At 69.7% G+C, this 15,620-nt stretch carries 12 protein-coding genes; 1 reads left to right on the top strand and 11 read right to left on the bottom strand.

Features of this window, described 5'->3' with window-relative positions:
• Positions 1-7 precede the first annotated feature (7 nt).
• Positions 8-2,137: a prolyl oligopeptidase family serine peptidase gene (locus Q0994_RS02695; protein ID WP_299528314.1), complete on the top strand. Its 2,130-nt coding sequence runs from the start codon at positions 8-10 to the stop codon at positions 2,135-2,137.
• Between the two features lie 15 nt (positions 2,138-2,152).
• Here Q0994_RS02695 and Q0994_RS02690 read toward each other — a convergent pair whose 3' ends face one another.
• The 11 genes from Q0994_RS02690 to Q0994_RS02640 all read right to left on the bottom strand — a co-directional run bounded on the left by Q0994_RS02690 (position 2,153) and on the right by Q0994_RS02640 (position 15,609).
• Complete coding sequence (locus tag Q0994_RS02690; protein WP_299528313.1) at positions 2,153-3,304, bottom strand: hypothetical protein; 1,152 nt, start codon at positions 3,302-3,304, stop codon at positions 2,153-2,155.
• Between the two features lie 222 nt (positions 3,305-3,526).
• On the bottom strand, positions 3,527-4,918 hold the full coding sequence (locus Q0994_RS02685) for an ABC transporter ATP-binding protein (RefSeq protein ID WP_299528311.1): 1,392 nt from the start codon (positions 4,916-4,918) through the stop codon (positions 3,527-3,529).
• Positions 4,908-5,885: an ABC transporter ATP-binding protein gene (locus tag Q0994_RS02680; protein WP_299528309.1), complete on the bottom strand. Its 978-nt coding sequence runs from the start codon at positions 5,883-5,885 to the stop codon at positions 4,908-4,910. The genes Q0994_RS02685 and Q0994_RS02680 overlap by 11 nt, the downstream gene beginning before the upstream one ends.
• Positions 5,886-5,898: 13 nt before the next feature.
• Positions 5,899-6,876, bottom strand: a complete 978-nt coding sequence (locus tag Q0994_RS02675; protein ID WP_299528307.1) for an ABC transporter permease — start codon at positions 6,874-6,876, stop codon at positions 5,899-5,901.
• Entirely contained in the window at positions 6,869-7,792 is a 924-nt protein-coding gene (locus Q0994_RS02670; RefSeq protein WP_299528305.1) for an ABC transporter permease, read from the bottom strand. The genes Q0994_RS02675 and Q0994_RS02670 overlap by 8 nt, the downstream gene beginning before the upstream one ends.
• Before the next feature lie 94 nt (positions 7,793-7,886).
• Positions 7,887-9,527 carry an ABC transporter substrate-binding protein gene (locus tag Q0994_RS02665; protein WP_299528303.1) on the bottom strand — a complete coding sequence of 547 codons (1,641 nt, stop codon included), beginning with the start codon at positions 9,525-9,527 and terminating at the stop codon, positions 7,887-7,889.
• Positions 9,528-9,712: 185 nt separating this feature from the next.
• Positions 9,713-10,861, bottom strand: a complete 1,149-nt coding sequence (locus tag Q0994_RS02660) for an ABC transporter ATP-binding protein (protein WP_299528301.1) — start codon at positions 10,859-10,861, stop codon at positions 9,713-9,715.
• Positions 10,854-11,912: an ABC transporter ATP-binding protein gene (locus Q0994_RS02655; RefSeq protein WP_299528299.1), complete on the bottom strand. Its 1,059-nt coding sequence runs from the start codon at positions 11,910-11,912 to the stop codon at positions 10,854-10,856. The genes Q0994_RS02660 and Q0994_RS02655 overlap by 8 nt, the downstream gene beginning before the upstream one ends.
• Before the next feature lie 11 nt (positions 11,913-11,923).
• The gene (locus tag Q0994_RS02650) at positions 11,924-12,877 is read right to left on the bottom strand and encodes an ABC transporter permease (protein ID WP_299528297.1); all 954 of its coding nucleotides are present in this window, start codon (positions 12,875-12,877) and stop codon (positions 11,924-11,926) included.
• On the bottom strand, positions 12,870-13,802 hold the full coding sequence (locus tag Q0994_RS02645; RefSeq protein ID WP_299528296.1) for an ABC transporter permease: 933 nt from the start codon (positions 13,800-13,802) through the stop codon (positions 12,870-12,872). Before Q0994_RS02645 ends, Q0994_RS02650 begins: the two co-directional genes overlap by 8 nt.
• Before the next feature lie 169 nt (positions 13,803-13,971).
• Positions 13,972-15,609 carry an ABC transporter substrate-binding protein gene (locus Q0994_RS02640; protein ID WP_299528295.1) on the bottom strand — a complete coding sequence of 546 codons (1,638 nt, stop codon included), beginning with the start codon at positions 15,607-15,609 and terminating at the stop codon, positions 13,972-13,974.
• Positions 15,610-15,620 lie beyond the last annotated feature (11 nt).

Here is a 15,620-nt window from a genome sequence, read left to right as displayed (position 1 = left end):
CGGGGCCATGACCTCGGAAAAGTTGACCTTTCCCCGCCAGCACGCCCGTTCACAACGGTTCACCCGCGGGGCGCCGAAGGCGTTCACCGTCTCAGCGGATGGGACGCGGGTGATCTTCCTGCGCTCCACCTCGGGCGAGGACGCGACCAACCGCCTGTGGATGCTGGACCTTTCGACCGGCGAGGAGCGGATCGTCGCCGATCCGGCCGTCCTGTTGGGCGGTTCGGCCGAGAAGCTGTCCGCGCGGGAGCGCGCCCGGCGCGAGCGCAGCCGCGAGGGCTCGGCCGGCATCGTCGGCTACGCGGTCGACGGGCGGGCCGAGTTGGCGGCCTTCGCCCTCTCCGGGAAGGTGTACGTGGCGGAACTGCGGGCGGGCACCGCACGGGCGCTGCCGGTGCCCGGCCCGGTGATCGACCCCCGCCCCTCCCCCGACGGCCGGCACGTCGCCTACGTGGCGAAGGGCGCCCTGCGGGTGGTGGGCGCGGACGGCGAGGGCGACCGGGCGCTGGCCGAACCGGACGGACCGGAGGTCTCGTTCGGCCTGGCGGAGTTCGTGGCGGCCGAGGAGATGGACCGCCACCGGGGCTTCTGGTGGTCCCCGGAGTCGGACCGGCTGCTGGTCGCGCGGGTCGACGAGAGTCCGGTGCGGCGGTGGTGGATCGCCGACCCCGCGCATCCGGAGCGCAAGCCCGCCGAGGTGGCGTATCCGGCGGCCGGCACGCCCAACGCCGAGGTACGGCTCTTCGTGACCGATCTCGCCGGCGCCCGGACCGAGGTGGTCTGGGACCGTGCGCGGTACCCGTACCTGGCCCGGGTGCACTGGTCGTCCGCGGGCGCCCCGCTGCTCCTCGTACAGGCGCGCGACCAGCGGGAACAGGCCTACCTGGCGGTGGACCCGGAGACCGGCACGACGCGTACGGTGCACGTGGACGAGGACCCGGTGTGGCTCGACCTGTTCCCCGGCGTGCCCGCGTGGGCGCCGGACGGGCGGCTGGTGCGGATCGCCGACGAGGGGGGCGCGCGGGTGCTCGCGGTGGGCGACCGGACGCTGACCGGGGCCCGGTTGCACCTCCAGGCGGTGCTCGACGTCGGTGCGTCCGACATCCTGGTGCAGGCCGTGGCGGGTGAGGAGGCGGCCGCCCCGGAGACCGGCGAGTCGCACGTCTACCGGGTCAACGAACTGGGCGTGGAGCGGCTCTCGGAGGGTGCGGGGGTGCACTCGGCGGTGCGTTCCGGCGCCGTGACGGTGCTCGTCTCCACCTCGCTGGAGCGGCCGGGGGCATCGGTCCGGGTGCTGCGCGACGGCAGGCCGGCCGCGTCCGTCGCCAACCTGGCGCAGGAGCCGTTGCTGTCGCCCCGGATCACCCTCACCGAGGGGGGCGCACGCCGCATTCCGTGCGCCGTGCTGCTCCCCCGGGACTATGCGGATTCGGACGGTCCGCTCCCGGTGCTGATGGACCCGTACGGCGGCCCGCACGGCCGCCGGGTGGTCGCCGCCCACAATGCCCACCTGACCTCGCAGTGGTTCGCGGACCAGGGCTTCGCGGTGGTCGTCGCGGACGGCCGGGGCGCGCCGGGCCGCTCGCCCGCCTGGGAGAAGGCGGTGCGCGACGACCTGGCGCTCACCTTGGAGGACCAGGTCGAGGCGCTGCACGCGCTGGCGGACCGCTTCCCGCTGGACCTGTCCCGGGTGGCGATCCGGGGCTGGTCGTTCGGCGGCTACCTCGCGGGGCTGGCGGCGCTGCGCCGGCCGGACGTCTTCCACGCGGCGGTGGTGGGCGCCCCGGTGACCGACCTGCGCCTCTACGACACCCACTACACCGAGCGCTACCTCGGCGACCCAGCCGCGCAACCGGAGGTGTACGCCCGCAACTCCCTGGTGACCGACGAGGGGCTGTCCGGGGCGGCGGAGACCGTACGCCCGGTGATGATCGTGCACGGGCTCGCCGACGACAACGTGGTGGTGGCGCACACCCTGCGGCTCTCGTCGGCCCTGCTGGCGGCGGGTCGGCCGCACGAGGTGCTGCCGCTGAGCGGGGTGACCCACATGACGCCGCAGGAGCAGGTCGCGGAGAACCTGCTGCTGCTCCAGGTCGACTTCCTCAAGCGCTCACTGGGACTGCCGACCGGCGCCTGAACCGATGGGCCGCGCCTACCAGTTGGGCGGCGGCGAGGAGGGCGGCGGCGGTCCCTGGCCGCCGCCCTGCGGGTAGCCGTGACCGGGGCCCTGGGCCGGGCCCTGCCGCGGCCCGGATCCGGGGTCCTGCGGGTAGCCGTAGCCCGGCCCGGAGCCCTGCGGATAGCCGTATCCGGCCCCCTGCGGCCCCGGTACGCGCCAGGGCGCGGGACCGCCCGCCCCGTACTCGCCCGGCCCGTATCCGGGGCCGCGGGCGCCGGGCACCTCCACCACGCCCCGGCGGGCCAGCGCGACGAGCGCGACCGCCCCGGCGACCAGCAGCAGGTGCGACGAGAGCAGCGAGAGCTGCTCCTCGGTGCGCATCCGGGAGAAGACGTCGTATTGCTCCAGCTCGAAGGCCCGGTAGACGCCGAGTCCGCCGGAGACGAGCGTCAGCGCCGCCGCGATCATCCCGAGCGGACGGGCGTGCACCGCGTGCACGAGGGCCGACACCGCGGCCACCAGGCACAGCAGCGCCACCACGAGGCCGTTCCAGCCGCTGGTGCCCTCGGTCAGCACCGAGACGATGCCGTTCCCGCCGGTGTACCACTCCGGATAGATGTACGAGGGGACGACGGAGGCGATCCGGATCTCCCAGGCGATCGTCACCGCGCCGGCCACGCCGAGGGCCAGGAAGGCGAGGACCGAGGCGCCGCGGTCCGGCCGCGTCGGCGGCGGGCCGCCGGCCTCCTCGGCCGGGCGGCGGCCCGCCGCGGCGATGACGACGAGCGCGAGGGCCGCGGCGAGGGTGACGAAGGTGGAGAGGAAGCCGCGGGTGCGCAGTTCGTCCTCGTACCGCCCCTCCAGCCACGAGGAGCCGATGGACCAGACGCCGGGCAGCCGCAGCAGGACGGTGACGATGCCGGTGGCGGCCAACGCGGAGGCGGCGACCGGGGAGCGCGGCACGGTGGCGGCCACCACCAGGGTCGCCACCAGCAGCACGGCGGAGACCGCCCCGGTGGCCGGCAGCGGCCCGAAGTCGCCGCGGCCCACTCCGGCCCAGCTGTCCCAGAGACGGGCCGCCCCGTCGAGCGCCCGGAGGTCACGGACGATCCAGCCCGCGTCGATGACGGCCAGGACGATGCAGAGGATCGTCCCCGTGATGCGTGCGCCCCGTGTGAGTGTCACGCGTGCGATCCTCCACGCACCCGAACGGATGAACAAGGGGGCCTGCACCGGCGTGTCGGGCGGGGCGGGACATGGGTAACCGGCCGGAGGGACACGAAGCCCCTCCGACCGGTTCACGGCACCCGCACGGCCGTACGTTGTCCATGGTGGCGCGTTCGTATATCGGTGTGGCGACGGGCGAGTTGCCTGGCTGTTAACGACCGCGCGGTTCGTCCGCCGCGCTCAGGACCGCCCGCCCGGATCCTGCGCGGACGGCCCGTCGGAGGGTCCGTCGGACGGCCGGGAGGGCGGTTCCGGCGGCCCCTCCCCGCCCGGTCGGCCACCCTCCCGCACGTCCGCCGCCGTGGAGCCGGAAGCGGTGGAGCCGAAACCCGGGGAGCCGGAAGCGGTGGAGCCGGAAGCGGTGGAGCCGGAAGCCGGGGACCCGGAGTCAGCGACACCCGCGTCCGCCGCGCCCGCCTCCGGCGCCTCCGGGGCCTCCAGCACGCCCTCCGGCGGGACCACCCGCTTCTCCTCGGCGAAGTGGCAGGCGGAGTCGTGGTGTTCGGGCCCGTGCGTCAGCCGGAAGGCCGCCGGGACCGCCAGCAGCGGCACCTCCTGGGCGCAGCGCTCCTGCGCCTTCCAGCAGCGGGTGCGGAAGCGGCAGCCGGACGGCGGGTTCGCCGGCGAGGGCACGTCGCCGTGCAGGATGATCCGCTCCCGGTACTCGCGCGCCTCGGGGTCCGGCACCGGCACCGCGGAGAGCAGCGCCTGCGTGTAGGGGTGCGTCGGGTGGTCGTAGATCTCCTCCTCGGAACCGGTCTCCACGATCCGGCCCAGGTACATCACGCCGACCCGGTCGGAGATGTGCCGGACGATCGACAGGTCGTGGGCGATGAAGACGAAACTGAGGTTGAACTCGGCCTGGAGGCGGTCCAGCAGGTTGACGACCTGCGCCTGGACCGACACGTCGAGGGCCGAGACCGGTTCGTCGGCCACGATGATCTCCGGGTTGAGCGCCAGCCCGCGGGCGATCCCGATGCGCTGGCGCTGGCCGCCGGAGAACTGGTGCGGGTACCGGTTGATGTACTCCGGGTTCAGCCCGACCACGTCGAGCAGGTCCTGCACCCGCTGCCGCCGGCTGCCCTTCGGGGCGGCCTCCGGGTGGATCTCGTACGGCTCCCCGATGATGTCGCCGACCGTCATGCGCGGGTTGAGCGAGGTGTACGGGTCCTGGAACACCATCTGGATGTTGCGGCGCACGGCCTTCAGCGCCCGGCCGGACAGCGCGGTGACGTCCTCGCCCTTGTACCGGATCACGCCCGCCGTGGGCCGCTCCAGGTGGACCAGCATCCGGGCCACCGTGGACTTCCCGCAGCCCGACTCCCCGACGATGCCCAGGGTCTCGCCGGCGGAGAGGTCGAAGCTGACCCCGTCCACCGCCTTGACCGCTCCGACCTGCTTCTTGAAGAGGATGCCCTGGGTGAGCGGGTAGTGCTTGACGAGGTCGCGGACCTCCAGGATCGGCTCGCCGCCCGCCCGCGCGGACTCGTGGCGGGCATGGGAGAGCAGTTCGGAGGCGATCTCGCCCTCCGCGCGCGCCTCCCGGCGTCCCGGCGAGTGGTCAGCGTGCATCGAGCGTCTCCTTCCAGAAGTGGCAGGCGCTCCGGCGGTCTCGCTCCACCTCGTACAGCGGCGGGACGTCGGTGCGGCAGACGTCCTGGGCCATCGGGCAGCGCGGATTGAAGGCGCAGCCCGGCGGGATGCGGAGCAGGTTGGGCGGCAGACCCTTGATCGCGTAGAGTTCCCGGCCCTTCTGGTCGAGGCGCGGGATCGAGCGGAGCAGGCCCTTGGTGTAGGGGTGGGCGGGGGCCTTGTAGAGGTCGTGGACGGGCGCGCTCTCCACGATCCGGCCCGCGTACATCACCGCGATCTTGTCGGCGACGTCCGCCACCACGCCGAGGTCGTGGGTGATCAGGATCAGGCCCATGCGGAACTCCTGCTGGAGTTCCGCGAGCAGTTCCATGACCTGGGCCTGGACGGTGACGTCGAGGGCGGTGGTGGGCTCGTCCGCGATGATCAGCGAGGGCTCCAGCGCCATCGCCATGGCGATCATGATGCGCTGGCGCATGCCGCCGGAGAACTGGTGGGGATAGTTCCCGACGCGTTCCTTGGCGGCGGGGATGCGCACCCGGTCCATCAGTTCGACGGCCTTGGCGCGGGCGTCCTTGCGGGACATCCCCCGGTGCACGGTGAACATCTCCCCGAGCTGCTGGCCGACGGTGACGACGGGGTTGAGCGAGGAGAGCGCGTCCTGGAAGATCATGGCCATCTCCTGGCCGCGGATCTTGCGCCGCTCCTCCTTCTTGAGCTTCAGCAGGTCCTGGCCCTTGAACAGCACCTCACCGCCGGTGATCTTCCCCGGTGGCATGTCGAGGATGCCCATGATCGCCTGCGCGGTGACCGACTTGCCGGAGCCGGACTCGCCGAGGACGGCGAGCGTCTCTCCCTCCGCCACCGAGTAGTCGACGCCGTTCACGGCCTTCGCGACTCCGTCGCGGGTGTGGAACTCCACGTGCAGATCGCGCACTTCGAGCAACATGGCAACCGGCTCCTCAGCGCAGCTTGGGGTCGAGGGCGTCGCGCACCGCGTCGCCGAGCATGATGAACGCGAGCACGGTGATCGCCAGCGCTCCGGCGGGCCAGAGCAGCATGTGCGGTGCGTTGCGGATGTAGGTGGAGGCGGCGGAGATGTCGATCCCCCAGGAGACGGCGGGCTCCTTCAGGCCGACGCCCAGGTACGACAGGGTCGCCTCCAGCGAGATGTACGTGCCGAGCGCGATGGTCGCGACGACGATCACCGGGGCGATGGCGTTCGGGGTGACGTGGCGCAGCAGCATCCGGGAGTGGGAGGCGCCGAGCGCGCGGGCCGCCTGGACGTAGTCGTTCTGCTTGGCGGTGATCACCGAGCCGCGGGCGATGCGGGCGATCTGCGGCCAGCCCAGCAGGATGATGAAGCCGACGACGGGCCAGACGGTGGAGCTGCTGACGACGGACAGGAAGACCAGGCCGCCGAGGACGACGGGGATGCCGAAGAAGACGTCCGTGATGCGGGAGAGGACGGCGTCCCAGCCGCCGCCGAAGAAGCCGGCCAGGCCGCCGAGGACGCTGCCGAGGATCGCCACGCCGAGGGTGGCGCAGACGCCGATGGTGACCGAGGTGCGCGCCCCGTAGACGACCCGGGTGTAGACGTCGCGGCCCTGGGGGTCGAAGCCGAACGGGTGGCCGGGCTCGGACCCCTTCTGCGCGTCGTCCAGGTTGGCCTGGAGGGGGTCGCCGCTCGCGATGAGGGACGGCCAGATGGAAATGATCACCAGGAAGAGGATCACCAGGGCGGAGACGATGAAGACGGGGTTGCGACGGAGGTCGCGCCAGGCGTCCGACCAGAGGCTGCGCGGCTTCTCGGTGGGGCCGGTGCCGTCGGGGCCGCCCGGCGTCTTCTCCAGGCTGGTCCCCTCGGCCAGGGCGAGGTCCATGGCCCCGCCGGCCCCTGCCGGGGAGATCGCCCCGTCCTGTTCGAGTGGCTCAGGCATAGCGGATCCTCGGGTCGAGTACGGCGTACAGGAGGTCGACGATCAGGTTGGCGGCGAGGAAGACGAGGACCAGGACGGTCACGAACCCGACGACCGTCTGCGAGTTCTGACGCAGGATGCCCTGGTAGAGCTGGTAGCCGACGCCGTGGATGTTGAAGATCCGCTCGGTGACGATCGCGCCGCCCATCAGGGCGCCGACGTCGGTGCCGATGAAGGTGACGACGGGGATCAGGGAGTTGCGCAGCAGGTGACGGACGATGACGCGGCGCCGGGGCAGCCCCTTGGCGACCGCGGTGCGCACGTAGTCGGCGCGGGCGTTCTCGGCGATCGAGGAGCGGGTGAGCCGGGCGACGTAGGCGAGGGAGACCGAGGCCAGCACCAGGCCGGGAACGAGCAGTTCGTCGAACGGCGCCTCCGAGGAGACCGAGGGGCTGATGACGCCCCACTTCACGCCGAGCAGCAGTTGCAGCAGCAGGCCGGTGACGAAGGTCGGCACGGAGATGACGACCAGGGTCAGCACCAGGATGCCGGTGTCGACCGGGCGGCCGCGGTGCAGGCCGGTGATCACGCCGAGGGTGATGCCGATGACGATCTCGAAGACGATCGCGATGAGGGTGAGGCGGATGGTGACGGGGAAGGCGGTGGCCATCAGCTCGGTGACCTTCTGCCCGTTGAACGCGGTGCCGAAGTCGCCGGTGAAGACGTTGCCCATGTAGGTCAGGTACTGCTGCCAGACGGGCTTGTCGAGGCCGAATTCCGAGCGGAGCTGGGCGGCGGTGGCCGGGTCGCACTGGCGGTCGCCGCAGAGGCCCGCGATGGGGTCGCCCATCACGTTCACCATGAGGAAGATCAGCAGCGTGGTGCCGAAGAAGACCGGGATCATCTGCAGCAGCCGCCGGATCACATAACGTCCCATGAAGGGCTCCTGGCGGGTCGGGGCGGTCGGTCGGAACGGGGTGCGCCGGGCGGCGGGTGCGGAGCTCCGCACCCGCCGCCCGGCCTTCAGCGGGTCACTTGACCGTGATCTCGTTGTAGACCGGGACGCTGAAGACGTTCAGCTCGACGTTGTCCACGCGTTCCGAGTAGCCGGCGCTGCCGTTCTGGTACCAGAGCGGGATGACGGGCATCTGCTCGACCATGACCTTCTCGGCGTCCTGGAAGGTGGAGACCGCCTTCGCCCTGTCGGACTCGGCGTTGGCCTTGTCGACGAGGTCGTCGAACTCCTGGTTGCTCCACTTGCCGTCGTTGGACGAGGCGTTGCTGTAGTAGACCGGCTGCAGGAAGTTCTGGATCAGCGGGTAGTCCATCTGCCAGCCCGCGCGCCAGGGGCCGGTCAGCTTCTGCTGGGTGACCTGGTTGCGGAAGTCGGCGAAGGTGCCGACCGGGGCGCCGACGCAGGCCTTGTTGTCGCCCATGACGTTGTTGATGCTGTTGCAGACGGCGTCGACCCACTCCTTGTGCGAGCCGGTGTCGGCGTTGTAGCCGATCTTGAGCTGGCCGCCGGGGATGCCGCCGGCGTCCTCGATCGTCTTCTTCGCCGCCGCGGCGTCGTAGGTGCACTCCTTGCCGCAGAGGCCCTTCTTGTAGCCGCCCTCCTCGCCGAGCACCGGGGAGGTCCAGTCGCTGGCGGGGGTACGGGTCTTGCGGAAGATCTGGTTGGTGATCTGGTCCCGGTTGATCGCCATCGACAGGCCCTGGCGCACCTTGCGGGCGTCGTCGGTCGTCCACTGCTTCTCGTAGAAGGGGAACGTGAGGGTCTGGATGATGCCCGCGGGGGTGTTGATGTAGCGGTCGCCGAGGTCGGACTCGACGTTGGTGAGCTGCGAGGCGGGAACGTCGTCGACGAGGTCGAGGTTGCCGGCCGTCAGGTCGGTGTAGGCGGTGTTGTTGTCGGTGTAGACCTTGAGGTCGATGCCGCCGTTCTTCGCCTTGTCCGTGCCGGGGTAGCCGTCCCACTTGCGCAGGTTCATCGAGGAGCCCTTGGCGTACTTCTCGATGGTGTACGGGCCGTTGCCGACGGGCTTGGAGAGCCATCCGTCGTGGTCGCTGAAGAAGGACTTCGGGAGCGGCGAGAAGGCCGCGTAGCCGAGGGTGTCGGGCCAGAGCGAGAACTTCTGCGAGAGCTTGACGGTGAAGGTCCTGTCGTCCACGACCTTCAGCCCGGAGAGCTTGTCGGTGGAGGCGGAGCCCGACTCGGGGTGGGCCTTGTCGTAGCCGTCGATGTACTGGAAGAAGTACGCGTTCTTCTGGTTGTTCTTCAGCGCGGCGCCGTAGTTCCAGGCGTCCACGAAGGAGTCGGCGGTGACCTTCTCGCCGTTGGAGAAGGTCCAGCCGTCCTTGACGGTGACGGTGAAGTTCTGCTCGTCGTCGGACTCGATCTTCTCGGCGAGCATGTTCTTCGCCTCGCCGGTCTTCGGGTCGTAGCGCTTGAGCCCCCGGAAGACCATGTCGAGGACCTTGCCGCCCTGGACCTCGTTGGTGTTGGCGGGCTCCAGCGGGTTCTGCGGGTCGCCCCAGGAGGAGCTCACGATGCCGTCGGCGCCACCGCCACCGCTTCCGCCACCGCTGTCGTCCCCGCCGCCGCAGGCGGTCGCCGTCAGGGCGACGGCCGCCGCGCAAGCGGCCCACTTGGCGTGTGTGGCTCCGCGCATGGAGTGCCTCCTGTGAGTCCTGTGAGTAGCTCAGCCCATAGGAACCCATATGCACCTTTGCCGCATGTTCACCTCGCCCGTACGGGCGCGGCGGCCGCGCCCCGGACGGCGCAACGCCGACGGGCCCGTGCGCGGGGAACGCTGTGGCGTTCCGCGCGCACGGGCCCGTGCGGGAGAGGACGGGATCAGGCCGCGTGGACGACGTCCTTCTCCTCGGCGAAGTGGCACGCCGACTCGTGTGCGGCCGGGGTCTGCGCCCCCTTGAAGCGCTCGGGAACCGCGAGCAGCGGGACCTCCGTGGCGCAGCGGTCCTCCGCCTTCCAGCACCGGGTGCGGAAGCGGCAGCCCGAGGGCGGGTTGGCCGGCGAGGGGACGTCCCCGGAGAGGATGATCCGCTCACGGCCGTCACGGGCGTCGGGGTCGGGGACCGGGACCGCCGACAGCAGCGCCTGGGTGTAGGGGTGCGTCGGGTGGTCGTAGATCTCCGTGTCCGTGCCGATCTCCGCCATCTTGCCGAGGTACATGACCCCGACCCGGTCGGAGATGTGCCGGACGATGGACAGGTCGTGCGCGATGAAGAGGTAGGAGAGGTTGAACTCGTCCTGGAGCTTCTCCATCAGGTTGATGACCTGGGCCTGCACCGACACGTCGAGCGCGGAGACCGGCTCGTCGCAGATGATGATCTCCGGGTTGAGCGCCAGGCCGCGGGCGATGCCGATGCGCTGGCGCTGACCGCCGGAGAACTGGTGCGGGTACCGGTTGATGTACTCCGGGTTCAGGCCGACGACGTCCAGCAGTTCCTGCACCTTGCGGCGCCGGTCGCCCTTCGGGGCCACCTCGGGGTGGATGTCGAAGGTCTCGCCGATGATGTCGCCGACCGTCATGCGCGGGTTGAGCGAGGTGTAGGGGTCCTGGAACACCATCTGGATGTTCCGGCGGACCGCCTTCAGCGCCCTGCCGGACAGCTTGGTGATGTCCTGGCCCTTGTAGAAGACCTCGCCGGCCGTCGCCCGCTCCAGCGTCATCAGGAGCTTGGCGACCGTGGACTTGCCACAGCCGGACTCGCCGACGATGCCGAGCGTCTCGCCCGCGTAGAGGTCGAACGAGATGCCGTCGACGGCCTTGACGGCGCCGACCTGCTTCTTGAACAGGATGCCCTGGGTCAGCGGGAAGTGCTTGACCAGGTTGCGCACCTGGAGGATCGGCTCTCCCCGGGTCGCGGGGGCGTCGATGGCGGCGACCGCCTCGTCCTCCGTGGCCGCGTCGACCGTCTCCACCGCGGTGACGTTCGGGGTGGCGTCGGCGTCCATGGTCCCCTTGTCGATGTCAGCCATGGATCGTCTCCTTCCAGAAGTGGCAGGCGCTGCCGCGGCCGACCAGCTCGGCGCCGTCCCGCTCGGTCACCTGGTACAGGGCCGGGATGTCGGTGCGGCAGATGTCCTGCGCCATCGTGCAGCGCGGGTTGAACGCGCAGCCGGAGGGCACCTTGAGCAGGTTGGGCGGCAGGCCCTTGATCGCGTAGAGGTCCTGCCCCTTCTGGTCCAGACGCGGGATCGACTCCAGCAGACCCTTGGTGTAGGGGTGCGCCGGGCGCTTGTAGATCTCGTGCACCGGAGCGGTCTCGACGATCCGGCCCGCGTACATCACCGCGATCTTGTCGGCGACGTCCGCGACCACGCCGAGGTCGTGCGTGATCAGGACGAGACCCATGTTGTACTCGCGCTGGAGCTCCGCGAGCAGGTCCATGACCTGGGCCTGGACCGTCACGTCGAGGGCCGTGGTCGGCTCGTCGGCGATGATCAGGTCGGGCTCCAGGGCCAGCGCCATGGCGATCATGATGCGCTGGCGCATGCCGCCGGAGAACTGGTGCGGGTAGTCCGAGACGCGCGCGGCGGCGGCGGGGATCTTGACCTGGTCCATCAGCTCGATGGACTTGGCCCGGGCCTCCTTCTTGGAGAGGCCCTGGTGCACCCGGAACATCTCGCCGAGCTGGTACCCCACGCTCAGCACGGGGTTGAGGGAGGACAGCGCGTCCTGGAAGATCATCGCGATCTTCCGGCCGCGGATCTGACGACGCTCCTCGGAGGACATCTTGAGCATGTCCTGACCGCGGAAGAAGATCTCGCCCTGCGGGATCCTGCCCGGCGGCATGTCGAGGATGCCCATGATCGCCTGCGCGGTCACGGACTTGCCGGAGCCGGACTCGCCGAGCACGGCGAGCGTCTCCCCGGCGTTCACGCTGTAGTTGACGCCGTTGACGGCCTTGGCCACGCCGTCCCGGGTGTGGAACTCCACGTGCAGGTCACGTACTTCGAGCAGGGGACCGACGTGGTCGTCTCCCGAGCGCGCGGCCGGGACCTCTGCGATTTGATCGATGCTGGTCACGTGCGCCCTCCTTATCGCGTCTTCGGGTCGAGGGCGTTACGGACGGCTTCGCCGAGCATGATGAACGCCAGGACGGTGATGCTGAGCATGATCGACGGGTAGAGCAGGATGTGCTGCGCCACCCGGATCTGGCTCGCGCCGCCGGAGATGTCCATGCCCCACGAGACCGTGGGCGAGGCGAGGCCGAGGCCCAGGTAGGACAGGGTGGCCTCGGCGGAGATGTAGACGCCGAGCGAGATGGTCGCCACGACGATCACCGGGGCCAGGACGTTCGGCAGGATGTGCCGGAACAGGATGCGGGGGGTGCCCGCTCCCAGCGCTCGGGCCGCCTGGACGAAGTCCGCCTGCTTGATGGTGATCACCGCGCCGCGCATCACGCGGGCGATCTGCGTCCAGCCGAGGAAGGCCAGAGCGAGGACGACCACCCAGATGGAACGCTCGGTGAACGCCTGGAGGACGACCATCGCACCGAGCAGGAAGGGCAGGCCCAGGAAGATGTTGGTGAATCCGGAGAGCAGCGCGTCGACCCAGCCGCCGAAGTAACCGGCGAGCATGCCGATCAGCCCGCCGAACAGGGTGACGAGCAGCGTCACCGCGAGGCCCACGATCACCGAGGCACGGGTGCCGTAGATGACACGCGCGTAGACGCTCCGGCCCTGGCCGTCCCAGCCGAGCCAGCCGTCCGAACCGACCTTGCTCAGTTCGGGCTTGCCCAGGAAGTGGTGCACCAGGTCGCCCGAGGTGGGCGAGGCGCTGGTGAACCAGCCAGGGAACGCCGTGATGACGAGCAGGATCACGATGAGGACGGCCGAGATCACGAAGTACCAGTTGCGGCGCAGGTCGATCCAGGCGTCGCCCCAGAGGCTGCGTGCCTTCTCGGCCTTGACGGGCGCGACCGGCTGCCCGGTGACGGCCGCCGCCTTGGCGTCCTCGGGGGTGGTCGCGGTCTTGGTCATGTCAGGCATACCGGATCCTCGGGTCCAGGACCGCGTACAGCAGGTCGACGATGAGGCTCATGAGGAGGTAGACGAGCACCAGGATGGTGACCAGCCCGACGAGGGTGGTGCCCTCGCGGCGGACGATCGACTCGAAGATGGTGCCGCCGATCCCCTTCACGTTGAACAGGCCCTCGGTGACGACCGCTCCGCCCATCAGGGCTCCGAGGTCGGTGCCGAGGAAGGTGACGACGGGGATCAGCGAGTTGCGCATCAGGTGCACACCGACGATGCGGCGCTTGGGCAGGCCCTTGGCCACCGCGGTGCGCATGTAGTCGGCGCGCAGGTTCTCCGCCATCGTCGTCCGGGTGAGCCGGGCGACGTACGCGAGCGACAGCGAACCGAGCACGATGCCCGGCGTGATCAGCTCGCCCCAGGTGGCCTCGTTGGAGACGTTCGGCGAGATCCAGTCGAGCTGGAACGCGAACACCGACTTCACGATGAAGCCGAGCACGAAGACCGGGATGGAAATGATCAGCAGCGTGAAGACGAGGACGATGTTGTCCGTCAGCCGTCCCGCGCGCAGACCGGCGAGCATGCCGAGTCCGACACCGAGGACGATCTCGATGACGAAGGCGATGCCGGCGAGGCGCAGGGTGACCGGGAACGCGTCGCCGAGCACGTCGGTGACGGGGCGTCCGCTGGCGATCTGGGTACCGAAGTCGAAGTGGACCACGATCCCCTTCATGTAGTCCCAGTACTGCACCAGGATCGGCTGGTCCAGCCCGAGTTGGTGTCTCATCGCCGCCAGGGTCGCCGGATCGGCGCCCTTGTCCCCGAACAGCCCGCGCACGGGGTCGCCGGGCAGCGTGTAGACCATCAGGAAGATCAGCAGGGTTGTCCCGATGAAGACCGGGATCATCTGGAGCAGTCGTCGTACGACATAGCGCCCCATCGTGCCTCCATGTAAATCGGCAAGCGGCAGCCGACGGGCCCTCCCGTGCGACGGACCTTCCCGATGGGTCGGTCCGAGGTGCGGAAGGGCCCCCCGGCCACTGCGTGCAGGCTTGGTACAGGTCCGATGTCAGATCCGGTCCGGCACCGACCCGCGGACTACGTCGGTGTTACTTCTTGACCTCGACCTCGGTCAGGATCGGGTCGCCGTCCTGCGCGTACTGGACGTTCTGGACCTTCTCCGAGTAACCGGCGTTGACCTTGTAGTACCAGAGCGGGATGGTCGGCATGTACTTGACCAGTTCCTTCTCGATGGTCTGGTAGCCCTTGACCGACTCGTCGAGCGTGGCGGCGGAGTCCGCGGCCGCGATCTGCTTGTCGAGCTCCTTGTTCGAGAAGAACCCGTTGTTGCCCGCCGCACCCGTACGGAACAGGTCGCTGATGAAGTTGGCGTTGATCGGGTAGTCGAGCACCCAGCCACCGCGGTAGAACGACTTGACTTCCTTGGCGTCACGCGCGTTCAGGTCGGCCTGGAAGTCCGTCTTGGAGTCGCCGGCGCACGCGACGCCCGTCGCCTGCGTGATGCTGTTGCAGACGGCCTCGACCCACTCCTTGTGACCGCCGTCGGCGTTGAACTGGATGAAGACCTTGTTGCCCGGAACACCGCCACCCTCCTTGATGAGGGCCTTGGCCTTGGTCGGGTTGTAGGTCGTGACCTCGCCCGCGACGTTGTCCTGGTAGCCGAGGACGCCCTTGGCGACCCAGCCGGTGGCCGGCTCACGGGTGCCCTGGAGGACCGTCTTGGTGATGGTGTCGCGGTCGATCGCCATCGACAGGCCCTGGAGGACCTTCGGGTCCGTGTTCTTCCAGGTCGGCGAGTACATGGCGACGCCGAGCGTCTGGATGGCGGAGTACGCCTGGTCCACGGCGCGGTCACCGAGGTCGTCGCGGTAGACCGGGAGGTCCTTCGGCGCGATCTGGCGCAGAACGTCCACGTTGCCGGACTTCAGGTCCTCGTAGGCGGTCTCGAGGGTGGTGTAGTTCTTGAAGATCACACCACCGTTCTTCGCCTTGTCCGGACCCTTGTAGTCGTCGTTGCGGACGACCTTGATCTGCTTCTTGTGGTCCCAGCTCTCGAACTTGTACGCGCCGTTGCCGACCGGCTTCTCGCCGGCGGCCTTCGGGTCCGCGTAGAAGGACTCGGGCAGCGGCGAGAACACCGTGTAGCCGAGCTTGTAGGAGAAGTACGGCAGCGGGGAGTTGAGCTCGATGGTGAACGTGGTGTCGTCCACGACCTTCAGGCCGGACATGGCGTCGGCCTTCGGCTTGGCGCCCTCACCGTCGGGGTGCACGTCGGCGAAGCCCTTGATGTCCGCGAACCAGGACGCGTTGGTCTGCGCGTTGGTGATGTTCGCGGCCCAGTTCCAGGCCTTGACGTAGGACTCGGCCGTGACGGGGGTGCCGTCGTGGAACTTCCAGTCGGCCTTCAGCTTGACGGTCCACAGCTTCGAGTCGGTGGTCTCCACCGACTCGGCGTTGACCATCTCCAGCTTGCCCTGGGGGTCGTAGTCGACGAGCTGCGAGAAGATCGCGTCCGTGACGATGCTGCCGTTCGACTCCATCGTGTTGGCGGGCTGCAGCGGGTTCTGCGGCTCACCGACCTCGATGGAGAAGATGCCGTTGGCGTCGACCGCACCCTTGGCGCTCTTGCTGTCCTTGGCGTCGTCGTCGCCGCCACCACAGGCCGTCGCGGCCAGGGCGATGATTGCCGCTCCCGCGACCCACTTGGCGCTCTTGGCACCGCGCATGGGTTTCCTCC

The sequence above is a fragment of the uncultured Streptomyces sp. genome, from assembly GCF_947488945.1.
Classification (GTDB): domain Bacteria; phylum Actinomycetota; class Actinomycetes; order Streptomycetales; family Streptomycetaceae; genus Streptomyces.
Note: the sequence above shows the minus strand (reverse complement) of the source record. Positions and strands in the feature narration are given on the sequence as shown.